The 23,770-nt window shown below is 73.1% G+C and carries 16 protein-coding genes; 10 read left to right on the top strand and 6 right to left on the bottom strand.

Going from position 1 to position 23,770, the window contains the following annotated elements; all coding sequences use genetic code 11:
* Positions 1-78: 78 nt before the first annotated feature.
* Positions 79-1,770 carry a molybdopterin-dependent oxidoreductase gene (locus tag ACFYMP_RS22785; RefSeq protein ID WP_388860918.1) on the top strand — a complete coding sequence of 564 codons (1,692 nt, stop codon included), beginning with the start codon at positions 79-81 and terminating at the stop codon, positions 1,768-1,770.
* A 158-nt stretch (positions 1,771-1,928) separates the two neighbouring features.
* Complete coding sequence (locus tag ACFYMP_RS22780) at positions 1,929-2,621, top strand: fasciclin domain-containing protein (RefSeq protein ID WP_388860634.1); 693 nt, start codon at positions 1,929-1,931, stop codon at positions 2,619-2,621.
* A gap of 513 nt (positions 2,622-3,134) precedes the next feature.
* Here ACFYMP_RS22780 and ACFYMP_RS22775 read toward each other — a convergent pair.
* The gene (locus tag ACFYMP_RS22775; protein ID WP_388860631.1) at positions 3,135-3,872 is read right to left on the bottom strand and encodes a hypothetical protein; all 738 of its coding nucleotides are present in this window, start codon (positions 3,870-3,872) and stop codon (positions 3,135-3,137) included.
* 446 nt (positions 3,873-4,318) lie between these two features.
* Here ACFYMP_RS22775 and ACFYMP_RS22770 point away from each other — a divergent pair, with 446 nt between their 5' ends.
* The 3 genes from ACFYMP_RS22770 (at position 4,319) to ACFYMP_RS22760 (ending at position 7,634) form a co-directional block, all read left to right on the top strand.
* Positions 4,319-5,569 (top strand): DUF6745 domain-containing protein, encoded by a 1,251-nt coding sequence (locus tag ACFYMP_RS22770; RefSeq protein WP_388860628.1) that lies wholly within the window; start codon positions 4,319-4,321, stop codon positions 5,567-5,569.
* A gap of 150 nt (positions 5,570-5,719) precedes the next feature.
* Positions 5,720-6,244 (top strand): hypothetical protein, encoded by a 525-nt coding sequence (locus ACFYMP_RS22765; RefSeq protein WP_388860626.1) that lies wholly within the window; start codon positions 5,720-5,722, stop codon positions 6,242-6,244.
* A gap of 388 nt (positions 6,245-6,632) precedes the next feature.
* A complete protein-coding gene (locus ACFYMP_RS22760; RefSeq protein WP_388860623.1) occupies positions 6,633-7,634 on the top strand; it encodes a chitosanase in 1,002 nt (333 codons plus the stop codon).
* A 358-nt stretch (positions 7,635-7,992) separates the two neighbouring features.
* Here ACFYMP_RS22760 and ACFYMP_RS22755 read toward each other — a convergent pair whose 3' ends face one another.
* Positions 7,993-8,358 carry a PH domain-containing protein gene (locus ACFYMP_RS22755; RefSeq protein WP_388860620.1) on the bottom strand — a complete coding sequence of 122 codons (366 nt, stop codon included), beginning with the start codon at positions 8,356-8,358 and terminating at the stop codon, positions 7,993-7,995.
* A gap of 138 nt (positions 8,359-8,496) precedes the next feature.
* Here ACFYMP_RS22755 and ACFYMP_RS22750 point away from each other — a divergent pair, with 138 nt between their 5' ends.
* Positions 8,497-9,186 carry an MSMEG_1061 family FMN-dependent PPOX-type flavoprotein gene (locus ACFYMP_RS22750; protein WP_388860617.1) on the top strand — a complete coding sequence of 230 codons (690 nt, stop codon included), beginning with the start codon at positions 8,497-8,499 and terminating at the stop codon, positions 9,184-9,186.
* A 95-nt stretch (positions 9,187-9,281) separates the two neighbouring features.
* Positions 9,282-9,686 carry a hypothetical protein gene (locus ACFYMP_RS22745; RefSeq protein WP_388860614.1) on the top strand — a complete coding sequence of 135 codons (405 nt, stop codon included), beginning with the start codon at positions 9,282-9,284 and terminating at the stop codon, positions 9,684-9,686.
* 22 nt (positions 9,687-9,708) lie between these two features.
* Here ACFYMP_RS22745 and ACFYMP_RS22740 read toward each other — a convergent pair whose 3' ends face one another.
* On the bottom strand, positions 9,709-11,007 hold the full coding sequence (locus ACFYMP_RS22740) for an MFS transporter (protein ID WP_388860611.1): 1,299 nt from the start codon (positions 11,005-11,007) through the stop codon (positions 9,709-9,711).
* A 584-nt stretch (positions 11,008-11,591) separates the two neighbouring features.
* Between ACFYMP_RS22740 and ACFYMP_RS22735 the strand changes: the two genes are divergently transcribed.
* From ACFYMP_RS22735 to ACFYMP_RS22725, 3 genes are all read left to right on the top strand, one after another.
* Entirely contained in the window at positions 11,592-12,416 is an 825-nt protein-coding gene (locus ACFYMP_RS22735) for a vWA domain-containing protein (protein ID WP_388860608.1), read from the top strand.
* An 88-nt stretch (positions 12,417-12,504) separates the two neighbouring features.
* Entirely contained in the window at positions 12,505-12,927 is a 423-nt protein-coding gene (locus ACFYMP_RS22730; RefSeq protein ID WP_388860605.1) for a helix-turn-helix transcriptional regulator, read from the top strand.
* Positions 12,928-13,194: 267 nt separating this feature from the next.
* The gene (locus ACFYMP_RS22725; RefSeq protein ID WP_388860602.1) at positions 13,195-14,919 is read left to right on the top strand and encodes a hypothetical protein; all 1,725 of its coding nucleotides are present in this window, start codon (positions 13,195-13,197) and stop codon (positions 14,917-14,919) included.
* A 213-nt stretch (positions 14,920-15,132) separates the two neighbouring features.
* Here ACFYMP_RS22725 and ACFYMP_RS22720 read toward each other — a convergent pair whose 3' ends face one another.
* From ACFYMP_RS22720 to ACFYMP_RS22710, 3 genes are all read right to left on the bottom strand, one after another.
* Complete coding sequence (locus ACFYMP_RS22720; RefSeq protein WP_388860599.1) at positions 15,133-15,966, bottom strand: PIG-L family deacetylase; 834 nt, start codon at positions 15,964-15,966, stop codon at positions 15,133-15,135.
* A 757-nt stretch (positions 15,967-16,723) separates the two neighbouring features.
* Positions 16,724-21,799 carry a caspase family protein gene (locus ACFYMP_RS22715; RefSeq protein WP_388860596.1) on the bottom strand — a complete coding sequence of 1,692 codons (5,076 nt, stop codon included), beginning with the start codon at positions 21,797-21,799 and terminating at the stop codon, positions 16,724-16,726.
* A gap of 112 nt (positions 21,800-21,911) precedes the next feature.
* Entirely contained in the window at positions 21,912-23,714 is a 1,803-nt protein-coding gene (locus ACFYMP_RS22710) for a hypothetical protein (protein ID WP_388860593.1), read from the bottom strand.
* Positions 23,715-23,770: the final 56 nt, after the last annotated feature.

Below are 23,770 nucleotides of genomic sequence, written 5' to 3'. Positions count from 1 at the left end.
GCGTGACGCCGGATACCCCGCGTGACCCAGGAAACAGCCCACACCCGGAAGCAGGCGGCGCCCCGCCCCCCGCGCCGCCTGCCCCGCCGCCTGCCGCGGCTCGCGCTGGGGGCGCTGGGCGGCGTGCTGTCCGGCTACGCGGCGCTCGCGCTCGCGGAACTCGTCGCGGCGGCGGTACGGCCCCAGGCGGGTCCCGTCGTCGCGGTGGGCGGTGCCGCAGTCGACCGGACCCCGGTCGAGGTCAAGGACTGGGCGATCCGGCATTTCGGCACCAACGACAAACTGGTCCTCCAGCTCGGCATCCTCGCCGTGCTCACCCTGTTCGCCGTGGTCCTCGGCGCCTTCGCGACCCGCTTCCGGCGGACCGGGGCGGCCGGGGTCCTGCTGTTCGGCGTGGTGGGCGCGGCGGCGGCGCTGAGCCGCCCGGACTCGGAGGGCTTCACCGACACGCTGCCGTCCCTGGTGGGGGCGGTGGCGGGAGCGGTCCTGCTGTACGTACTGATGGGACCGCTCGGCCGGTGGCGCGCCCGGGGCGCCACCGCGCCCGCCGGTCCCCGGGGGAATGAGGATGCTCCCGGGGACCGGACGAACAGTGAGGGGCCGGAGGGGACGGACACGCCGGACGGGACGTACGGGACGGACGCGCCGGACGCGGGCGGGGGTCCCGCCGGGGCCCCCGCCTGGGACCGGCGCCGCTTCGTCCTCCTCGCGACCTCCGCCGCCGCCGTGTCCACGGGCGCCGGTGCGGCGGGCCGGGCGCTGAGCGGGGCGGGCAGCGCCGACGCGGTCGCCTCCCGCAAGGCCGTACGGCTGCCGCGTCCGCGGTCGGCGGCCCGGCCCGTCCCGGCCGGCGCCCGCCTGCGCGTGCCCGGACTCAGCCCCTTCACGACGCCCAACGCCGACTTCTACCGCGTGGACACCGCGCTCGTGGTGCCCAAGGTCAACGCGGACACCTGGCGGCTGCGGGTGCACGGCGAAGGGGTGCGCGGCCCGCTCACGCTGTCCTTCCAGGACCTGCTGCGGCGCGAGCTGATCGAACGGGACATCACGCTGACCTGCGTGTCCAACGAGGTCGGCGGGCCCTACGTCGGCAACGCCCGCTGGATCGGCGTACCGCTGGCCCCGATCCTGCGGGAGGCCGGGGTGCGGCCGCCCTCACGCGGCGGGAAGGCGGACCAGCTCGTGGCCCGCTCGGTGGACGGCATGACGCTCGGCTCGCCCGTCGAGACCGTCATGGACGGCCGGGACGCGATGCTCGCGCTCGGCATGAACGGCGAACCGCTGCCCTTCGCGCACGGGTTCCCGGTCCGCATGCTCGTCCCCGGCCTGTACGGCTACGTCTCGGCCTGCAAGTGGATCGAGGACCTGGAGCTGACGACCTTCGACTCCTACGACCCGTACTGGGTCAAGCGGAGCTGGGCGAAGCAGGCCCCGATCAAGACGCAGGCCAGGATCGACACCCCCAAGCCCTTCGGGCGGCCCAAGCGGGGCACCGTCGTGGTCGCCGGAGTGGCCTGGGCGCAGCACCGGGGCATCGAGAAGGTCGAGGTCCAGGTCGACGACGGTCCCTGGCGGCGCGCCGACCTCGCGGCCGAGGACACGAAGGACACGTGGCGCCAGTGGTCGTGGCCGTGGCGGGCGACCCCCGGCGGCCACACCCTCACGGTGCGCGCGACCGACGCGAGCGGCACCACCCAGACCACCAAGCGCACCGGGACCGTCCCGGACGGCGCGAGCGGACGCCACTCGGTGGTGGTCACCGTCGACTGACGCCCCCGCCACCACGGCCGTACCCCGGCCCTTCCTCACCACCCCCGAACACGTACGCACCTCCCACGGACACCGCGTTCCACTCCCTGGAGCCGGGTCCCCCCCATCGCACCACGTGCCGAATCGTCGCGCGTGGTCCGTCAACAGGAGCAGAAGACATGAACACCACCACCCGTAAGACCGTCCTGCGCGGCTCGGCCTTCCGCCGCACCGCGATCGCCGTGCTCGCCGCGACGGTTCTCCCGGTGGCGCTGACGGCCTGCTCGGACGACAGCGACAGCAACGCCTCGGCGTCGAAGTCCTCGTCGGCCGCGGAGAAGCCGGCCTCGGACATGCCGAAGGACGAGGCGAGCGGGAACAACGGCATGAACGCGGACGAGCCCTTCGGCCCGGCGTGTTCCTCGGTGCCGAAGAACGGCGCGGGCTCCTTCAACGGCATGCAGAAGGACCCGGTCGCGACGGCCGCCTCGAACAACCCGGCGCTGTCGACGCTGGTCACCGCCGTCAAGAAGGCCGGTCTGGTGGACACGCTGAACAACGCGAAGGACATCACCGTCTTCGCGCCCAGCAACGACGCCTTCGCCAAGGTCCCGAAGGCCGACCTCGACAAGCTCCTCGCCGACAAGGCGCAGCTCACCAAGGTCCTCACGTACCACGTGGTGGGCCAGAGGGTCACGCCCAAGCAGCTGGAGAACGGCTCCTTCGACACCCTGGAGAAGAGCAAGGTCATGACAAAGGGCTCGGGCGAGTCCTTCACGGTCAACGACTCCGCGAAGGTGGTCTGCGGCAACGTGAAGACGGCGAACGCCAACGTCTACATCGTCGACTCCGTGCTGATGCCGAAGAGCTGACGCCGAAGAGCTGACGCGCCGAAGTGCTGACGCCGAAGCGCTGAGCACTGGCGCCGAGGCGCTGATCGCGGCCGCCGGCGGGGTCTTGGCGGAGGCCCCGCGGTGGTGACGGGGCCCGGGAACGGTATCCAGTTTCCCGGGCCCCTCGTTTGCCACCTGGGTGCACGGCCGCCCCTGGAAGGCACCGGGTCAGGCTGAGACCGGCACGCTCTTCCGTTGAGCTACCGTGCCACGAGAGGCACGGACGGGATTCGAACCCACATCTGCCGGTGCGGGCCGGGCCTGGGCGGGCGGTGTGCGGTGGCGCATGCTGAGTCTGGAGCGAGAGTCTGAACTTGAGCGGCGGGTCCGGTGCGTCCGGCTCCACCTCGTCAGTTTCACGTTCTGATTCAGCTTTTCGCGCGCACTCGGCGCGCACCCTCCGCGCTCAAACGGAGGGCGTATTAGGGCCGTTCACGGTACGGCGGGACCGGTGCCCGGCGCCGCGGCGGGCGGGCCGGACGGGGCGCGGGCTCAGGAACCGGCGAGCAGGTAGCCGAACACGGCCTCGCCGACGCGCTGGTCGGTGACCTCGAAGGCGTTGGCCTCCTCGCGGGCGAACTTCACCGCTTCCTGGAGCCGTTCGACACGCTCCAGCAGCTCGTTGACCCGGCGGGCGGGCAGCGCCCCGGAGAACTTGACGGTCGTCCAGTAGCCGATCGCGATGTCCTCGTAGTACACCTCGACCTGCGCCGGGTGCTGCTCGGTGGCCTCCGCCTTCACGTGGTTGCGCGGCACCTTCTTCGTACGGACGGTGCGCACCGGCTCCGTCTTCCAGGTGTCCGTGGACGGGTCCTGGGACCAGGACTCGGCCGCGTCCAGCACCGGCAACCGGCGGACGAAGGCGTGCAGTTCGCCGAGCTGCTTCTCCAGGAACAGCAGGTACGGCACCGGGACACCGGCCAGCAGGGTACGGCCCTCGACCAACACGTCGGCGGTGGTGGCGGTGTTGGCCCAGTCCTTCGCGGCGGTCACGTCGAAGAGGCGGGTGAGGCTCGTGGCGGCGCTCCGCAGCAGGTCCTCGGCCTTGACCTGGACCCGGGCCGACTCGGGCGGGAACTGCTCGCCCTCCTCGTCCTTGGGCTGGTAGGTGCGGGACAGCCCGGCGAGCAGGACAGGCTTCTGGATCTCCTGCTGGGCCCGCGCCAGCTCCTGGGCGGACTTGGACTTGACGCCCTTTTCCACGGCGATGATCTGATTCAGCTTCGGCACGGGAGTGAAGCTAGCAGGAAGAACTCGCACGGGTGGGCGAATAAACGGGGCCCGGGTGAGGGCTCCGGAGGGCCCGCACGGAACGGAGGAGTGCCGCGGGGAAGGAGTGCCGCGGGGAAGGGGCCGCACGGAGAGCCACGGACGAGAAGGCGGAAGGTGACCGGGCCGTGGTGGGTGTCCAGGCTGTGGAAGGTATCCGTGTCGCGAGGGGTGCACGTGTCGCGACGAGCCTCCGTGCCGCGACGGTCTCCCGGCCGGAAACGGTTTCCCGGCCGGAACCGGAACGGTTTCCCGGCCGGAAAGGGACCGCGGGCGGAAAAAGGGGGTTGCGTTCCCGGCCGCCGGTGGCGCACGCTCGGTTCCATGACTGACGCGTTCTCCCGCACAACGCCCGCGCCCGGCGCGCCCGTTGTGCTGTACGGAAGGGCGGCCACCGCCTCCGTCCGTTGACCGGGCCCGCGGCCTCGCGCCGCGCGAGGGCCACCTCCGGCCCCGGCCCCGTCCCTCGTTCCGCGCCCGACTTCGACTCCCTCGCGGAGCTGCGCGAGGACTGGCTGCGCCACGCCCTGTCCACCGAGCCCGCCGACCGCGACCGGGCCGAGGCGGCCGTGCGGGGCCTGCACCGGCTGATCGGCGCCCCGCCGCCACGCTTCCGCTGGGTCGCCTCCCCCGCCGCGTTCGACGAGCAACTCGGCACCCGGGCGATCCCGTTCCGCGGCGCGCCGCGCGAGGAGGACTCGCGCCGCACCGTGCCCGCCCGGCTGGCCGACGCCGTGCACCGGTTGCGGTTCGGGCTGGAGAGCCGGCTGCGACCACTGTCCTGGGACCCCGGCTGGGGCCCGGTGGACGAGTTCCGCGCCCGCAACCTCGGCCCGGCCGCCGCCCGCGCGCTCGGCGTACCGCCGCACATCGTGGTGGAGTACGCCCTGACCGAACCCCTCACCCGGACCCTGCGGCACGCCGTGCTGGAGCCCCTGCGCTCCGCGCTGCTCCCCGCCGCCCACGGCCGGGGGGCCGGGCAGGTGTGGCACGGGCAGTACGACGCCTACTGGATCGCCGAACTGGAGGCGCACCACCGGTTCGGGCGCGGGTTCCGCCTGGACCGGGAGGAACAGCACCACCTCGGGCTGTGGGCGGAACTCGCCCGGTCCGCGTCGTGGTGGTGGCCCGGCCCCGAGGAGTGCGTGATGACCGAGCGGCCGGCCGTCCTGCACACCGAGAGCGTCCCGCTCGGCGCCCACCGCACCCTGCGCCCGCACCACGACACGGGCCCCGCCCTCGTCCACCGCGACGGTTCCTCGCTGTGCGCGGTCCACGGCACCGTCGTACCGCGCTGGGTGCTGGACGCGCCGAGTGTCGCCCGCATCCACGGGGAGAGCTGGGGCGAGGTGCGGCGCCTCGCGATCGAACGGCTCGGCTGGGAGAGGTACCTGGCCGAGACCGGGCTGCCGCCGCTCGCGGTCAGTCCCGACCCCGGCAACCCGGGCGGTGAACTGCGCCTTTACCATCTGCCCGCGCAGGTGCGGGGCCGTGCCGTCCGCGTCCTGACCGTCGTCAACGGCTCACCCGAACCGGACGGGACCCGGCGCGGCTACGGGCTGACCGTCCCGCCCCACTTCGACGATCCCGTGCGGGCCGCCGCCTGGACGTACGGGCTCGACGCCGAGGCGTACGCCACGCTCCGGCGCCGTACGTGAGGTACGCCGACGCCGCCCGCGGGCCCCCGGCACACCGGGCACTCTCCCGGCGCCCCCTCACGCGCACGTCTCTCAAGCCTGACGCACACGCACTCATCCACACGCACACGCACTCATCCACACGCACTCATCCACACGAAAGGTGATCTCATGACGTTTCCGGTCGCGGTTCCGTCCGGCCCCCGGTCCCCGAACGCTCCGTCCGCCGTCCGCGGCGCCCCTCCCGTGTCGCTCGCCGACCTCACCTCGCGCACCGGGCTGTCCGTCCTTGAGCACGTCGAGCGGGAGGTGACGATCCCCGTGCTGGACGCGCTCCAGGCGCAGGGGGACCTGCTGCTCGTGCCCGAGGCGCTCGTGCCGGGGCTCGACGTCCCCGAGGAGGCGCTGACCGAGGAGGTGCCCGCCGGGGGAGTGGAGCTGTTGCGCGGTACGGGCGGCGGTCATCCGCACACGCTCGTGGCCGACCCGGGGACCTGCCGGTGGACGGTCGGTGTCCACGATCCCGAGTGGCTCGCGCTCGGGCTGATCGAGAACACGGCGCCCGCCTACCTGATCCATCCCGAACACGGCGGTACGGGGCTGGCGCCCGGCCGCTGGCTCGTCCGCAGGCAGCGGGAACGCGACGGCTCGGCCCGCCCGTTCACGTCGGCGCTCACCCGCCTGATCGAGGACTGACCGCTCGCGGGCTCTGGCGGGTCCACGTGGACGGGGCCCGGGTGGAGCGCCTGCGACGGGAGGCGCGGGCCGCCCCTGGCCTGGTCCGGCCGGTGCGGCTCGTGCCCCGCGTCGCGGGCGTTTCCCCCGCCCCCCGGTCCCCCGTACGGCCCCGGTTCCCCCGTGCTTCCCCCGTGTTCCCCCGTGGGCCGATGTCCTGAGGATGCCCTGCGGGGGGCCCGGGGCGCATTGCCTGTATCCGGCAGTCTTCCGCGGCCCCGGTCTGCCGGTCCCGGTCCGGTCCGGCTCGTGCGCGGCTCTGTACGGATGCGCCCGCACTCTGATAGTAAAGCTTCCTAACAGAGGAGTCCCCCAACTCCTCGTGTCAGGAAGGGCGTTGATTCCCCCCATGCGACGCACCCCGGATACCTGCGGCAGCCCGCGGGACACCACTTCGGACACCACTTCGGGCACCACTTCGGGCACCACCTCCCCCACCGCCTCCGTACCCGTCCTCCGCCGCTCCGGGCGGCCCGGCCGTCTCGTGCCCCTCGCGCTCCTCGTCGCTCTCGCCGCCCTCCCCACGGCGGCGTACGCGACGACCACCACCTCCCCGTCCGGCTCCACCGCACCGGTCCTGAGGGCCGCCGCCCAGGAGGCACCCGCCGTGACGCCGGGACGGACGGTCCGCCCGGCCGCCGCGAGCGGGCTGGACGAGCCCGCCAAGAAGGAGATCGCGATGCAGCTGGTCTCCAGCGCGGAGAACTCCAGCCTCGACTGGAAGGACCAGTACCGCTACATCGAGGACATCGGGGACGGGCGCGGCTACACCGCCGGCATCATCGGCTTCTGCTCCGGCACCGGTGACATGCTCGAACTCGTCGAGCACTACGCGGATCTCGCGCCCGGCAACGGGCTCGAACGCTTCCTGCCCGCGCTGCGCGCCGTCAACGGCACGGACTCGCACGAGGGCCTGGGCGCGGCCTACGAGGACGCGTGGCGGGAGGCGGCGAAGGACCCGGTCTTCCAGCGGGCGCAGAACGAGGAACGGGACCGCGTCTACTTCGGCCCGGCCGTCGCCCAGGGCGTGTCGGATCAGGTCGGCACGCTCGGGCAGTTCATCTACTACGACGCGATCGTCATGCACGGCCCCGGCGAGGGCGGTACGAGTTTCGGCGGCATCCGGGCCCGTGCGCTGCGCACGGCGGTGCCGCCCGCGCGGGGCGGCGACGAGACGCGGTGGCTGAACGCCTTCCTCGACGCCAGGGTGTGGGCGATGAAGCAGGAGTCGGCGCACGAGGACACCAGCCGCGTCGACACCGCGCAGCGCGTGTTCCTCGACGCGGGCAACCTCAACCTGGACCCGCCGCTGGACTGGAAGGTGTACGGGGACAGTTACCACATCGGGTGAGGTGAGCACGGGGTCGTGGGCCGGGGGCCGGTGAGCCCGTGGGCCGGCGAGCCCGTGGGCCGGCGAGCCCGTGGGGCGGGGGGGGGGGCCGGGGGGCCCCCCCCCCCCCCACCCCCCCCCCACCACCCCCCGCGCGCCCCCCCCCCCGCCCCGCCGACGGCCCCGGGGGTTTTGTTTTAGATAGGGGTGGGGTGTGGCGCGTGTGGGGGGGGGGGCGGGGGGGCGTGGGGGGGGGGGGCGGGGGGCCCGGGGGTCCGGGGGGGGGGGGGGGGGGGGGGGGGGGGCGGGGGGGGGGGGGGGGGCGGGGGGGCGGGCGCGCGGGGGGGGGGGGGGGGGGCCGGTGGCCCCCCCCCCGGCCCTAACGAGCCACGAACTGCGTGAGGACGGCCTGCACCTCGTAGATGTCGACGCCCTTGGTGAAGGTCTTCTCGATCGGTGTGGAGTGGCCCGAGAGCCAGATCTTGAGTTCGGCGTCGAGGTCGAAGTGCCCGGCGGTCTCCACGGCGAAGTGCGTGATGCTGCGGTAGGGGACCGAGTGGTACTCGACCTTCTTCCCGGTGATGCCCTGCTTGTCGATGAGCAGCAGCCGCCGGTCGGTGAACAGGATCGTGTCGCGGATCAGCAGATAGGCGGCGTACACCTGCTCCCCCTGGCCGAGCAGCCGGGCGTAGTCGTGCTGCGCCCTGGCCGGGTCGACGGTGTGGGCGTTGCCGAACATCGCCATGGTCTGGCCTCCCGTTCGAGGTGGTGCGGACGGTGTCCGTACCGCGGCTCCACCGCCGAGCTTCACACGCCGGCCGGGGCGGAGGCCAGGGTTCCGGGGGCCGGGGCGGGTCGGCGAGCAGGCGGTAAGGTAAGCCTAATGTCGTCCTCGCACACCTCTTCGCCCGCCCCGGCCCCGGCCCCGCCGTCCGCTCCGGCCCCCGGCGCCGCCCCCTCCGCCCCGTCCGTGGACGGGACCGCGTACGCGCGCGCGTCCGCGGCGGCGTACGGGCCCTCGTCCGGCTACGTGCCGCTGGGCTCGGTGGAGGAGCTACAGGAGCGGCTGGGCGGGGAGCCGTGGCCGCTCGTGATCGAGAAGGTGCACGACCGCCTCGTGGCCGAGGACCTCGACCTGCTGTCCCGCAGCCCGTTCTGCGTCCTGTCGACCGCCGGCGCCGGGGGCGACTGCGACGCCTCCCCGCGCGGCGACCTGCCCGGTTTCACGCACGTGATCGACGCGGGCACGATCGCGCTGCCCGACCGGCTGGGCAACCGGCGCGGCGACAGCTTCCGCAACATCGTCGACAACCCGCACGTGGGCCTGCTGTACCTGATACCCGGCGCCATGGACGTCCTGCGGATCAACGGCCGCGCCCGCATCCTGACCGACGCGCCGTTCTTCGACGCCATGACGGTCAAGGGCCGCCGCCCCAAGCTCGCGCTGCTCGTGGAGATCGACGAGATCTTCCGCCACTGCCCCCAGTCGCTGCGCCGCGCGGGGCTGTGGGCCCCGGACTCCTGGGAGGGCGCGGAAGCCGCCCCCGGCAAGGGTGTCGCCCCGGCCGCCTGACCCGCGCGACGGCGGCTTGGCTATAGTCCGCCTGCCGTACGGCATCAGGGGGCGGGCTGTCCGGCCCGCGCCGGTCGACTCAGGGGGAGAGACACGTGCATCCGCTCGTCGTGGTGGACAGGTTCAGGTCGGGTTCCGAGCGTCTGCGGGCCTGGGGGGTGGCGCTGCTCGTCCTCGCCGGTCTGCTGTGGGTCTACGCGGCCTGGCAGATGTTCACGCCCTACACGGGGGAGTTCGGCAAGGTGGACTGCTCCGGACTGGCCTTCCAGGAGCGCGAGGACCTGTACCGCGAGGACCCGCACCGGAGTACGGACTCCGGGGACTGGGGCGTCTACAACGCCCAGTCCTGCGCCGTCGCCAGGGACTGGGCGGGTCCGCTCACCGCCCTGGTCCTGTCGACCCCGTTCGCCACGGTGGGCGGGATACTCGCGACGACGGGCACGGTGAGCGTCCGCGTCAGCGAGCACATCGAGCGGCGCGGGCGGGCCGAGAAGGACTGAACGCTCCCCGGCCCCGACGACGTCAGCGGGTCCTGGGCTCCCCGGCCCCCGTGCCGGCGGCCGTGGCCCGTGCGACCGGCTCCGCGCCGGCCGTCGCGGCCGTACCCGTCCCGGTCGAAGCCGCCGCCTCCGGGGCCGGGGTGCCGCCCGCGATCACGGCGGAGCGGGCGCCCCTCGCGTCCCCGCGGTCCATGAAGCCGCCGAGCAGGGCGAGGCCGAGGCCCGCCACCGCGAGGGCCGCGCCGACGAGCGCGGGGGAGGTCCAGCCCCAGCCGGCCGAGATGACGAGGCCGCCGAGCCAGGCGCCCCCGGCGTTGGCCAGGTTGAAGGCCGAGTGGTTGGAGGCCGCCGCCATCGTCGGGGCCTGTTCGGCCTTGGCCATCAGCAGCATCTGGACCGGCGTCGTGATGAGCGAGCCGACCGCGCCGATGACCAGGACGCACAGCAGCGCCGTCGCCGTGACGTGCACCGCGAAGGAGAACGCGAACAGGGTGACGGCGAGGACGATCAGGCCGCCGTACAGGGTCGGGCGCAGCGCCCGGTCGGTGAGCGGGCCCGCGACCAGCGTGCCCAGCGTCATGCCGATGCCGTACAGCGCGAGGACGAGGGTCGTCGAGGACTCGGCCATGCCGGTGACCTCGGTGAGCATCGGCACGAGGTAGCTGTACACGGCGAAGCAGCCGCCGAAACCGACGACGGCGGTCGCGAGGCCGATACCGACCTGCCGGTTGGCCATCGCGCGCAGCTCGCGGCGGATACCGGCGCCCTCGCCGCGCGGCTGGTGCGGGACGAGCACGGCGAGCGCCGCGAGGGACACCAGGCCGATCACGCCGACCGCGAGGTACGCGTACCGCCAGCCGAGATGCTGGCCGAGCGCGGTCCCCGCGGGGACGCCGACGATGTTGGCGACCGTCAGCCCGAGGAACATCGTGGACACCGCGCGGGCCGCCCGCTCCGGGGCGACGAGCCGGGAGGCGACGACCGCGCCGACCCCGAACAGCGCCCCGTGCGGCAGCCCGGCCAGCACCCGGGCCGCGAACAGCGAGCCGTAGCCGGGGGCGAGCGCCGAGGCCGTGTTGCCGACGACGAACAGCCCGGCGAGCAGGAGCAGCAGCCGCTTGTGCGGGACGCGGGCGCCGAGGCCGGTGAGCAGCGGGGCACCGATGACCACGCCGATCGCGTACGCGGAGACGAGGTGCCCGGCCTCGGGCACGGACACGCCGAGGCCGTCGGCTATCTGCGGAAGCAGCCCCATCGAGACGAACTCCGTCGTGCCGATCCCGAAGGCGACGACGGCGAGGGCGAGCAGAGCCAGGGGCATGGCGGGGAAACCTCCGGTGGGGACGGCAGGACTGTTCCGGGGGTCGTGCGTTCCGCGGCCCCCCGGTCCGGGCCCGCGCAGGGCCCCATCGCCCGGCGCACGCGAAAAGAGGGGCCGGGCAGGCGGCCCCCATCAGCGCAGCGACCCGGCCCCCCTCCCGCATTCCGGCCCGACGGAAATTTCCGGCATGAGGTACGTCACTCCCGGGGCGGTGTTCCCCGGGGCGGTGTTCCCTGGGGCGCGGTCTGCCGCGTGGCGTCCGGGGCCCGTCACGAACGACTCGTCGGAGGAGGCCAGTCCTCGAATCAGGAAACGAGAACGGGACCGAGACCGCGAGGGACTTCCGCATCCGCCCCACCGGCCCCACCGAGTACCAACCCCCCAGCGGCGCACGGCTGTTCCCGCCGCCCACCTCCCGCCCGCATTGCCGTTTCCCGGCGGTGTCCGGGGGGTGGAGGGTGCCGGGCGGGGCGCGGAGACGGGCGCAGGCGTAGCGCCTTCGGTACCCGGGCGCTCACCGGCCCGGCCGCCGGACCGGGGGAACGCCGGGCACGGCAGGGGCAGGAGGAGCACAATCACGTCGCATGACCATCGACTACCGCAAACGCCCTCGCCCGGACGCCGTCCCCGCCCCTCGTGTCGACTACCGCAAGCGTCCGGTTCCCGGCCGCGAGGTTCCGCCGTCCGGGGCGCGCACCGCCGCCATCAGCCTGGAGAAGGTCGCCGGCCGGGCCCCGGGACTGGTCAGCCTGTACAAGAGCGCGGCGGTGTCGCTGGCCAAGCACGAGGCCGGGGGGCAGCGTGCCGCCGTGTATCTGGTGCTCGACCGCTCCGGCAGCATGCGCCCCTTCTACCGTGACGGCACCGTGCAGCACCTCGCCGAGCGGACCCTCGCCCTCGCGGCCCACCTGGACGACGACGGGGTGGTGCCGGTCTTCTTCTTCTCCACGGACATCGACGGGACCGCCGAGATCAGCCTCGACGCCTACCGGGACCGGATAACCCCGCTCCACGAGTCCATGGGGCACATGGGCCGCACCAACTATCACGTGGCGATGCAGGCCGTCATCGACCACTACCTCGCCTGCGGAGCCCAGGACCCGGCGCTTGTGATCTTCCAGACGGACGGGGGCCCCACCTCCAAGGCGGCGGCCGAGCACGTCCTGTGCACGGCCGCGAGACTGCCGATCTTCTGGCAGTTCATCGGCTTCGGCCACGACGAGTTCCGCTTCCTGCGCAGACTCGACGACCTGCCGGTGCCCGCCCGCCGAGTGGTCGACAACGCGGGCTTCTTCGCCGCGGGCCCCGCCCCGAGGACCCTCTCGGACGCTCACCTCTACGATCAGCTGCTCCAGGAGTTCCCCCAGTGGCTGAGCACGGCACGGGCGCGGGGGATCGTCACGGCGTGAGGACGGGGCCCGGTACGCAGGACGCACGGGCGTGGCGGCGTCGCGGCGACGGAGACGCCCCCGCCCCGCCCTGTGGCACGCTGGACGGGTGACGACCCTGGAGGACCTCGTCCGTCTGCGCCGGGCGCGTGACCTCGTGGACCGCGAGTACGCCCGGCCCCTCGACGTACCCGCGCTGGCCCGCCTCGCCCACATGTCGGCGGGCCACTTCTCGCGTGCCTTCCGCGCGGCCTTCGGGGAGTCGCCGTACAGCTACCTCATGACGCGCCGCGTCGAGCGGGCCAAGGCCCTGCTGCGGCAGGGCGGGATGTCGGTGACGGAAGTCTGCTTCGCGGTCGGCTGCACCTCACTGGGCTCGTTCAGCTCGCGGTTCACCGAACTGGTCGGTGAGAGCCCGAGCGCGTACCGCGCCCGGGACCACGAGGAGGGCGCCGCCGTGCCGGCCTGCCTCGCGAAGATCCACACGCGTCCGGTCAGGAACGGAGAGGCGAAACGGGAGCCCCGCCCGTAGCGGGAACCGAGGGGCGGACGCGGGCCGGGCCGGGCACCCGGACGGTTCCTCTCGGCCGCTCAGCGCCTGGAGCGTCCCGTCCCACCCTGGAGGAAGCAGGCCGAGAGCCGGATACCCGACCGGGGGACGCCGCTCCTGACGGCGGCACCGCACAGGGCACCGCACTCCCATGCGGCGAGCCGACTCGCTGACCAGGAAGAGCCCTGTCAGTGCCCACTGCCAGACTTTCCTCCCGGCGCGCGTCTCCGGGACACAGGGAGGACAGGGATGGCGGGACTTCTGAGCACGCTCGTACGGGCGAGGCGTTCCGGCGGTACGCGACCGGGTGCGGTGGTGCCGTCCCGGAGTGGCCGGGGAGGGGACTCCGGGCTGCCGGGGCCGGACGCGGGGCCGTCCGACGGCGAGAGCGGACGGGGAGGCACCGCCTCCACCACCGCGACGCAGCGCGTCCGGCTGATCGTCGAGGGGGCCGACGACCCTGACGAGGTGGAGCGCGCGGTCGAGGCGCTCGGTGCCCAGCCGGGGTGGAAGGTGAGGCCCTCGCGGCGGCGCGACGGGCTGAGGCCGGCCGAGGGACGCGTCGTCCTGGTGGTGGACGCCCTCGCTTACGGCCAGCGGAAGACGGCGGTCGGCGCGGTGCGCACGCAGGCGGCCGGGCTGCTGAGCAGGCCCCCGGTCGGCTTCCGGATTCGCGAGGCCGAACTGGTGCGTCACGAGAAGGAGCGGGACACCGCTCTGGTGCGGGTGGTGCGGCGGACACCGCCGGACTCCGGAACGTTCCACCGCTGGCTGTGGCGCCACCTGGAAGCCCTGGGCGCCGCGGACACGGGCCACGTGCTGACCGTTCCGCTCGCCGCCGGAGAGAGCGGCGAACAGCTGAAGGCCAGGGTGAAGGAGGAATGGGCGGACCTGACGCACAGCGGAGCGGCCTTCGACGACGAACACCGCGACCTCCGTCTGACCGTCGGGCCCAGACCGCGGACGGAGACCGGTGGATCGTCGCCGGCACGCGCCCGTTTCCGGCGTTTCGAGGGGCCGGCGTGGTCGCTCCTCGGCGTACTCGTTCCCCTGGCGTGTGCCTGGACGCTTGCCGTGCCGTCCTCGCCGTGGCGGTTCCTGGCGCTGCTGGCACCTCTGGCGTCCTTCGGGCCGGTCGGCTACTGGATCACGGCGAACGAGTCGCGGCCCCGGCTGGTGCGCCTCGGGTGCGGTGCGTTCCTCGTGGGTGGTCTCACCGGGGTGTCCTACCAGTGGCTCGAGAACAGCCCCGACGGGTTCGGGGCCCAGGTCCGCGGGCTCCTCCTGGCACTACTGATCATGGTGACCGCCGTCGGCTGCTGGCACGCCTTCTCCCGCTCGTGGCTGAGCCGCAACCTGCTGATCCTCCTCCCCCTGCTCATCGCACCGCTTCCCTTCGTACTCCCCTGGGTCGGCTCCTTCCTCCACACCGCCTACCTCGAAGAGGTCATGGGCATCCCCGAGCCCGCCGTGCACATCGCCTTCTACTGGCGCTATTTCGTCGCCCTCGAACCAGTGGCGCTGACCCTCGCCATCACCCTGTTCTACGTATCCCTCTACGGGTGGGCCAAGTACTTCAACCTGCACGTCTCCCAGGGCGCCTACCTGAACGTGATCTTCTCCTTCCTGGTCCTGCTCGCCGTCCTCGCGGTGTCGGTCAGGACCATGAACGAGGCCGAGACCGCCGGAGAGCGCACGTACCGGGCGGCCATGAGAGGCGAGCGCCCACCGGAGTACTTCGGCATCAAGGGGCGGCTCGTGTGCCTCCGGCCAGTCGAACCGGGCAAACGGGTCTCCGTACAGCCGGGCCCGCTCCCGACGAGCCGGCCAGTCCTGACCTTCCCCAGGCAGGGCGACGACCTGTGGGTCTGGGACACCTCCCCCAAGCGCGGTCATCTCTCCACCGACCACGCCGTCCGCATGCGAGCCGAGGACGTCTCCCTCTACCCGGCGACCGGCACCACCTGTCCGTGATCCCCGGCCGGAACGGGCGCCCCGCGACAGACGCCGCCGCACCGATCCCCCGCACCGATCCCCCGCACCGATCCCCCCGCACCGATCTGGAAGCACGCGACCCGGTCTTCGAGGAGATCCGGACGCGGGTCGCGGCTCGGCCCCTTCGCCGTGCCGGTCGGCGTGGAGCGCACGAGGGCCGGCTCTCTCCCGGACTGCTCGCCCACCGCTCCGTCAGCGCAGCCCGGCGAAGAGATCGTTCTCGGGTACGGCGGCGCCGGTGGTGTCCCTGACGCGTACGAAGGTCTCCGTGCCCATCAGCTCACCGAACCTCTCCTTGCCCATCTTGAGGAAGAAGATGTTCTCGCCCTGGCTGGCGTGCGCGGCCAGGGCGTCGTACTTCTGGCCGCTGAAGGCGGTGGTGTCCACCCAGGTGGTGATCTCTTCGTCGGGAAGACCGATCTCGGGCATCGCGGCGGCCTCGGCGGGGTCCGGCTCCGGCAGGTCCGCGCCGAACTCGCGCATGACCTCCCCGAACCGCCGCATCCCCGAGCGGGGCACCGTCGTCCAGTACACCTTCGGCGTCAGCGAGATCGTCTCCAGCGCCGCCATCGTGATGCGGTGGGCCTGGATGTGGTCCGGGTGGCCGTAGAAGCCGTTCTCGTCGTAGGTGACGACCACGTCGGGCCGGTAGCGCCGCATGAGTTCCGCGAGACGGGCGGCGCCCTCCGCCACGGGGGTCTGCCAGAAGGCCCCGGGGGCGTCGTTGCCCGGCCAGCCCATCATCCCGGAGTCGGCGTAGTCCAGCGTCTCCAGATCGCTGATCCCCAGCACGTCACAGCTGGCTTCGAGCTCCCGGCGGCGCATCGCGACGACGGCCGCCGGATCGTGGCCGGGATCACCCGGCTTGACCCCTCCCGGCCCGTCCCCGCAACCGCCGTCGGTACAGGTCACGAGAACCGTACGGATGCCCTCGGCCGCGTACCGCGCGAGGATGCCCCCGGTTCCGGTGGCCTCGTCGTCGGGGTGGGCGTGCACTGCCATGAGCGTCAAAGGCTGGCCGGTCATGAGAAACAGTCCTCCTGCGGAACTACGTCGTGATCCGAGTACGCGGCGGGCACACCGCTGATCCTGGCCCGGAACGGGGTGGGACGGACGACCGGGCGGCCCCCGTGTCCCCTGCCCGCACAGCGCCGGTCCCCCGCTTGATGCAACCGCGCCACCCCGACCGGCTGTTCCCGGCGCGGGGGGCGGGCCTCACGGGCCTCGGTTACGGGGTCCGCACCGGAGATGTCCTCTGTCAGGCTCTGTCAGGGCGATACGACCAGGGATGCGGCCCGGTGGGGTTGGTGAGGCTGGTGCGGGCGGACTTCCTTCGTGGCTGGCTACCGCGACGGCAGGAGCCGCTACGGCGGCTTCACCGTGCGCCGGTGCGGACAACCGAGGGGCCCTACCACGTCGACCTCGGCCCAGCCGGGGTCGGCGGCGTCCTCACGGTGAACGTCGGTGGCAACGAGACCCTCAGCCACGGAACAGCCCGGGGCCGCTCGCGGACGTCTCCGCGCGGGGTCCGAGTACCGCCCGCGCGTCCCTACTCTCTTCGCGAGGTCCGGGCACCGTCCTCGCGACTGTCGAGCGGCGCCGCTGCCTACCCCCCGGCGCACGGACCGTGGCCGCGCCTCGTGGTGCCCGCCTCACCGGGTGCTCGTCGCCCGAGTCCCCGGATCGCGCCACAGCCGGGGAACTTCTCGCCGGAAAACCAGCCGGCGTGCGGCACACCGTGATCGTGCCGGGTGCCGCCCGTCATGGTTCGTCTGTCCGGTGTTCAGTCGGCGGCACCCTCCAGCCGGAGCGCGAACATGTCGGCGTAGATCTCCAGGCGCCCCCGTACCCATTCGGGCGTCTCGCCCACCGCCCGTGCACAGCGTTCCAGCCGGTCCCGCCCTACGCGACCGCTCAGCGCCGGGAGTTGCCCGTCGTGGCCCTCGGAGAGGATCGCCAGGTCCTGCCAGCCGGGGACGACGTCGGGTACGCCGGTGATCGGCGACGGAGTCTCCCACAGCGCGAGGTACGGCGTGACGCGCTGTAGCCAGGTGTGTCGTACCGACTCCCCGAGACGGCCCGCGACGCTGACCAGATCGAGCGGCAGCAACGGGGTGCCGGGCTCGGAGACGCGGTACGCCGGGTCGGCCGCCACGGCGTCGTGGGCGCTGGGCACCTCGTCCGGCAGGGCCGCCTCCGCCTCGGCGGTCAGCTCCGGCACGAGAGCGCCGATGGCCCGGAAAGGGGCGAGAGCCCGGTACGCCGCGCGGGCGCCGATGGTACGGGCGCGAGCGTAGTCCACCAGCCTCTGCGCGGTAAGCGGGCGCCAACGCGGCGTCTCGAACCACTCGCTGCCCGCGTCCTCGTGCGGGCCGGCCTCGACCAGTGCCGCGATCTCGTCCCATGTCGGGACGGACTTCCGCAGCTCCTTGGGCGGGCGCGGGGCCACCAGGCCGGGGCCCAGCCCCAGGTTCTGCGCCTCCCGCTGCGCGACGTCCCACAGGACGGACAGCTTCTGGCGCAGCCGCTGGCTTCCGGTGAACAACACCGCCGAGGTCGCCGGCACGGGATAGTCGGCGCCGTCCCAGCTGGGGTCCTCACCGGAGAACGCGTATCTGCTCGGCGTGGGCAGGTCGTCCCAGGCGCGCAGCAGGTTCGCCGCGTCCGGGAGATCCACCTCGGCCTGCCGCAACTCGTCCAGAAAGTAGGAGAGTTCATCGAAGGGTATGTCGTGCGGGCGGACGAAGGCGAGGTCCCGGAGCGACACGCCGTCCTCCAGCCGGACGCCCTCCTGGTGCAGCCACTGGACGAGGTGGCCCGTGTCGGGTGAGGGAACCGTGTCCCGCCCGGGGGAGCGCTTGGTGTAGCGCCGCCGCTGGACCACTCCGAGGCCGTCCGCCTCACGGGCGAGGACGCGCTCGGCCTCCCACACGGTCAGTTCGCACTCCGCGGCCAGTCCGACGGTGGCCGCCCAGGGCAGTTCGGGCCGGGCGCCCGCGACGGGGACGAGGTACTGGCGCAGGACGGCGGACACCTCCGGCGGGACGGCGGCCCACCGGGCGGCCAGGACCGGATCGGGCACGGGGCGGCCCAGCCACGCGAACTCGGCCGTACGCCGCTGCGCCTCGGCCACGTCCAGGCCGGTCGCGGCCGCCACGAGGGGGACGTCCCAGGGGTGCACGGCGGGCCGCCAGTCGTGCTTGCCCTCCTGGAGGTACAACAGCTTCAGCTCGGCGTCCGTGCACACGTGGTCGCGGTGGTGGTCCGGGACGGCGCCCAGCGGCTCGCCCACGAAGGGCGCGTACCGGGCACACGCCTGGGCCAGCTCACCGAGCGGCTGACGGGAGTGCGCGCTGGCCCGGACGAGACCGGAGAGATCCCCGGGCGGGTGCCGGTAGTAGATCTCGTGGGAGGCCCGGGGCCCGGGTGGCAGAGGGCGGCCCCAGACGGACACCTTGAGGCCGTCCAGCGGATCGGGTTCGCTGCCCAGTAGCCCCCGCATGACATACCAGTCGGTGAGCTCCGGCTTCCAGTCCAGGGCTCCGTCACCGGTCACGGCCGGGCCCGCCAGCCGTGGATGGGCGATGCGCAAGCCCCGGGTCGCCCGGAGTACCTCCGCCACGGTGACGCCCTGCGCGCGGGCCACCAGGACCGCGTTGCGCCAGTCACTCCCGACCTTCTCCGCCACGTCCGACCAGCCCGGCCGTGGAACCGGGTGGCCGGAGAGGGACCGGGGGACCGCTTCCCCGCGGGTGCGGTACTCGGGGCCGAGGGCGGCCAGCCGCCAGGGCCGGACCGCCTCCGAAAGCTTCTCCTCCTCCCGCCTCCCGCGGTTCTTCTTCAGGGAGGCGTCCATCCGGAACCAGCCCACCTCGTCGAGGTTCACCCGCCGGCCGGAGTCGTCCGCGGCGAGTACGCCTTGACCCCGCAGAGCCGCCCAGAGGGCGCGGGCCACGGAGGGCTCCCGGGACTCCACGCTCCACAGCCACTGAAGGCTCAACTCGGAGCTGTCCGCCAGCGCGCGGGCGCCCTCCTGGATGCGCCCGGCCGCCCACTGGGTGTCGTAGTACTCCAGCTTCTTCCGGTTGACGCTCAGTTCACCGGCCTGTGGACCCGACAGATTGAGCACGTACCCGAAGGTCCGCTTGTCCGTCGCGATCCCGTCGCACACGATCGCCCCGGCGCCCGAGACCCACCACAGCGTGCCCGGCACCGCCTCGACGGCGAATCTGGTCGAGAACGCTCCCCTCTGTTCTCCTGATTTGAGACGACCGGGCAGCCAGACCTCCTCCGTGCCGTCGCGGTCGCGCACCTCCAGCCGGAACTCGCTGATCAGCACCAGCGAACGCAGCACCGACACGGCGGAGTCCGCGGGCAGGACCTCCGCCCCGCGCAGACGCAGCCGGACGCGCGTGCCGCCCTCGGGCAGCGAGGCGCCCTCGCGCTCGTCCTCCTCCCGTACCCGGAAGAGACTGCCGCTGACGGGGATCTCGACGCGTAGGGCCCGCGCGGCAGGGCGGCCGTCCGGGCCGACCGGCCGGGTCACGATCGTCATCTCGTCGGCCAGCATGAAGTAGCTGAAGACACCGATGCCGAAACGGCTGTTGGGGTACAGCCGTAGCGAACTGTCGTGGCGGAGCCACGCGGCTTGCTCCCGGCGGAAGGAATGGGACTGGTCGAAGCGGCGGCCGGCCCGGGTGAAGGTGTTCTTCAGCTGGTCGGACGTCATGCCGACGCCGTTGTCCACACACTCGACGTAGGGGCCGTGGCCGTCCTCACCCACTTCGATGCGAATCCGGCCCGCCCAGGCACCCTGCTCGCGGCCCAGACCCCGCAGGTACCGGGAACGCATCTCCCGGTAGCGGCAGGTGTCCATGGCGTTCTGGTACAGCTCCCGGAGCGCGAGCTGGGGCTCGCCCTCGTACAGCTTCTCGCCCATCAGCAGCCGGCGGATCTCCGTCTGCGCCAGCGAGAACCGGGCGAGCGGGACGTCGTAGGCGTTCACGCCGTGCTCGCGGTCCGCCCGGAGCTGCTGGTCGGACAGGCGCGCGGGGAGGCCGCCCATCAGTACGGCCTCGTCCTGCGGAAGGCGACGGGCCGACTCTCGCAACTGCTGACCGAGGTCGTCGGCGTCCTCGACGACCGAGGCGAGCGCCGCGTGGATCGCGGGATGCGGGCAGACCGCGTCCAGACGCAGGTACGACCAGGCGCCCCCGTCCCGGTCGAGATGCCAGAAGGCGTCCCGGAGCACGGAGACCACCTCGCTCGGCACCACGGGGTCGGACACGGTGAGGTGCTCGGCGAGTACTTCCGGCAGGCACCGGGCGTCGAAGGCGAGCAGTCCCGCCAGCCGTAGCAGCGCGGCGAGAGGGCGCACGCGCAGGCGCCACGGCCTTCTGCGGACCACGTGCTGGTCCGGTGGCGGTAGCCGGTCGTCCGGGGGTGCACCGATGGCGACGCCCGCGGCGACCGCGCGCAGCACCGTGGACAGTGCCGCCGCCCGGCCGCCGAGCCGCTCGCCGGCCGCCGGCTGCGGCAGGTCGAGGAGCCGGGCGGCGAAGTGGTCGGCCGGCACCGTCGGTACGGCTTCCTCGTCGGTCGCGAACCGTTCCTCGATCCAGCGGTGGACGAGCCACAGGGTGACGGCGTGGCGGTCGTCCGCGGGGTCGGGCAGCCACTGGTACGCGTGCGCGAGTTTCTCGGTGATCTGGGGGTAGTGCTCGGTGATCTGCTCGTAGTGCCGCCGCTGGTCGTCCGCCCCGGTGCGACGCCGCACGAGCTGGGGAACCAGCTCGGCGGCCTGGCTCAGCCGCTCGGCCCAGGCCGTCTCGTGCAGCAGGACGCCGGCGATCAGCGCCGTGACCTCCAGGGCGGACAGCTCGGCGTCCTTGGGCAGGAGCTGGGGCAGGCGGTCGGTCAGCAAGCGGACCGGGAACTCGTCGTCCGTCCACGGGTCCGGCAGCCGCCGCTGCGCACGGTGGACCTGCCGGGCGGTCTGCGTGGCCAAGGAGGACAGACAGTCCTGGAAGTGGGCGACGGTCTCCGCGTCGCCCTCCGGGACCCGCTCCCAGAGGACAGGTGCGCGGACGGCGTCCTGCCAGGCTTCCAGCAGCCGCCTGCCCTCGGCGACCTCCACGGACTTGGTCCGCTCGGCCAGGTCGGTGCCGTAGTGGATCGTGATCCGCTGCGCACCCGCCTGCGCGCGCATCGACAGCGTCCGGGTGTCATGTTTGGTCTGCTCGTACACCTGCTCGACGGTGGCCGCCTCGGTCAGGGGATCGAAGGCGCGCGCGAGCGCCGAGGTGAAGAAGCTGCCCTTCTCCGCGAAGCCACTGGGCTCACCGGGCCCGCAGCTCGCCATCATGGCGAAGCCGCTGTGCGGCGGCCCCTTGACGACGCTGCTGCCGAAAGCGGGCCCCTCCGCCGCCCAACGGCAGGCGTCGATCAGCCACAGCACGGTGCCGGCCGCGCACGGGGCCAGGTATCGGCTGATGTCGGCTTCCAGGAGCGACTCCCGGATGTGCGGCTGCTCCCACCCGGCGGCGCTGTCACCGGCGGGGGCACGCGCGTCGGACGGCACCAAGTAGTCGGTGGTCCCGATACGGACGCCGTGGCCGGTGAAGTACAGGAGCAGCGTGCTGCCGGGCGGCGCGCTCGACGACAGGGCGGAGACGCGTCCGGCGATCGCGTTCCGGGTGGGGTTCAGCAGTGTCTCCACCGTGTAGCCGCTGCCCTCCAGGGCCTCGCCGAGCACGCGCAGATCGGTGGCGACCGTGTCCGCCAGGGAGGGGAGAAGGTGTTCCGCTTCCGGGTTCTCACCCACGCCGATGAGCAGGGCGATGCGTCTGTCGTCGTCCACTGGCCTTCTTCCCCTCACGGCTCGCCCGATGTTCTCACCCGGCGTCCCGGCCCCGGCGGGGCGGAGCGGTCGGGTGACTGGCGGACGGACCAGGAGGCACGTCCGGGTGTCCCTACGCCTGGGAGGAGCGTTCTCCTGAGCGCGTCCGCTGATGAAGTTCTGTTACTGCCGCCGCTTCTGCCGCTTCTGCCGCCGCTGCCCACTGGTGTCCGAGGGCCCTGATGCGCTGCCCTGCCGTGTGGACGCCGGCCGTGCAGCGGTAGAGCCGCTCAGAGCGCTGAAGTACACCGATCCGGGGAGAAGCCAGGAAGTCGAGGGCTTCCACGACCGTGCCCTCGTCGACGCGGTGTCCACGGGTGCGAAGCTCGCGTCGGATCGACGTGAGATCGAGCCAGCCCCCCTCCTCCAGGGGGTCCTCCGCCTCGGCGTTCAAGATGTCGACCAGGGCGTACTCGAGTCGGCTGCGCGTGTCCTGGGCCTCCCAGTGCCCGCGCACGGCCTCGCCGCGCTGAGCCGCCTTCAGGGCCGGGTCGACCAGCGGCGCCAGTTGCGCCGGGGTGAGCGGGGTCTGTTCCTGGCGACGGACGACTTCGGCCAGTAGCCCGGTGTCGATCACGGCGATGGCGGGATCCTCGTCGGCCTCCGTGAGCATGCGACGTCCGAAGCCCGGTCCGATGAGGAGGTGACCATGTGCCCCGACCCGCGCTCGGTGCTCCGCCAACCCGTACAAGGGCTGTTCCCTGACCGGACCGGTGGCCGAGGTCTTCGCCTCGACGGCCAGTACCCGCGCGTCCCGGCCGACACCGAATCGCACGTGGCCGTCCACTGCTCCGCGGCCGCCCACGTGCCGGCCCGGCATGCCCAGGTAGCCCAGCGCGACGACGGCGGCCTTCTCCAGGCGCTTGGGGTTCGCGCTGTCCCGTGCGGCGTCCTCCAGCTCCGCCGCGATGCGCGAACCCGGCGAGAGGGGTGGGTGAGTGGTGCCGGAAGGGCCGTCGTGGTGAAGGCTTCCGCCGGCCCCGTCGGACCGAGCGCGTCCCGCGGCGTCGCTGGGCCGGAAGCAGGGCAGCGAGTCCCTGAACGCTCGCCCGAGAGCCGTCGTACGGTAAGTGGTCTGCGAGAGCCGGGTGACGAGCCCACAGGCATCCAGCAGGTTCAGACGGGTGTTGACCGCGCTGCGGGACAGTGGTCTGCCGCGCTCGGGGAGGTACAGCGCACTGCGTTCCGTCAGCGTGCCGGTCGTGGGCCGCGCCGTGTGGTCGAGTTCTCCCAGCACCTCACCGAAGAACGCGATCGCGCAATGGACGGTGCGTGCGAGGTCCAGCGGTTCGCCCGACTCGACCCAGGAGAGGGCGGCCGGGGTGGCGGTCCAGCTCTCTGATGACGTCCGCTGGATCAGCCCGAGCGCTTTCAGGGTGTCCTTGGCCGTCCGTGCCGTGGCCTCGCTTCGGGCCCTGGGGAAGGTCCTCCGCACGAAGCGCGCGAAGTCCGCGTCACTGACCGACGGGATGGCCGCCTCGGTGAGCACCTGCAGCGCGTCCAGCGTCCCCCCGTCGGCAGCGGTGCCCGGAACGTAGAGATTCGCGCCGTCCGCCCTCCCCCTGAGGCCGGCCTCGTCGAGCTGTCCGACAAGCCGGGCGATCTCCCCGGTCGCGGGGGCGAACCGCACGACGGCCCCGGGCTCGTCGGGATCGGGCCCTCCCAGCTCGATGGTCGCCAGGACGCGTCGGCCTGCTTCCGTCAGGTGGACCCGGCGGTCGAAGAGGCCGACCATTCCCGTCACAGCGAGCCACCCCGTGCGGTCGCGCACGGGCGCCGCGGTGTCCCACCGCAGGCCGAATTCCTCGCGGGCCAGCTCCAGCAGTTGCTCATGTGTACGAGGCCCGGAGGACAAGGCGTCCATCGCTTCGCCCACGAACCTGACGTTGCGGTGGAGCGCTTCTACGAGCGCGGCGGGATCACCACTCCGAC

The organism is Streptomyces sp. NPDC007088 (assembly GCF_042869355.1).
Lineage (GTDB): Bacteria > Actinomycetota > Actinomycetes > Streptomycetales > Streptomycetaceae > Streptomyces.
The sequence above is the reverse complement of the archived record's forward strand: the minus strand, read 5'-3'. Positions and strand labels throughout refer to the sequence as shown.

Excerpts from the sequence above, each read along its gene's own strand:
- ACFYMP_RS22780 (WP_388860634.1), top strand. The coding sequence starts at position 1,929 with ATGAACACCACCACCCGTAAGACCGTCCTGCGCGGCTCGGCCTTCCGC.
- ACFYMP_RS22765 (WP_388860626.1), top strand. The coding sequence starts at position 5,720 with ATGACGTTTCCGGTCGCGGTTCCGTCCGGCCCCCGGTCCCCGAACGCT.
- ACFYMP_RS22760 (WP_388860623.1), top strand. The coding sequence starts at position 6,633 with ATGCGACGCACCCCGGATACCTGCGGCAGCCCGCGGGACACCACTTCG.
- ACFYMP_RS22755 (WP_388860620.1), bottom strand. The coding sequence starts at position 8,358 with ATGGCGATGTTCGGCAACGCCCACACCGTCGACCCGGCCAGGGCGCAG.
- ACFYMP_RS22750 (WP_388860617.1), top strand. The coding sequence starts at position 8,497 with ATGTCGTCCTCGCACACCTCTTCGCCCGCCCCGGCCCCGGCCCCGCCG.
- ACFYMP_RS22740 (WP_388860611.1), bottom strand. The coding sequence starts at position 11,007 with ATGCCCCTGGCTCTGCTCGCCCTCGCCGTCGTCGCCTTCGGGATCGGC.
- ACFYMP_RS22735 (WP_388860608.1), top strand. The coding sequence starts at position 11,592 with ATGACCATCGACTACCGCAAACGCCCTCGCCCGGACGCCGTCCCCGCC.
- ACFYMP_RS22725 (WP_388860602.1), top strand. The coding sequence starts at position 13,195 with ATGGCGGGACTTCTGAGCACGCTCGTACGGGCGAGGCGTTCCGGCGGT.
- ACFYMP_RS22720 (WP_388860599.1), bottom strand. The coding sequence starts at position 15,966 with ATGACCGGCCAGCCTTTGACGCTCATGGCAGTGCACGCCCACCCCGAC.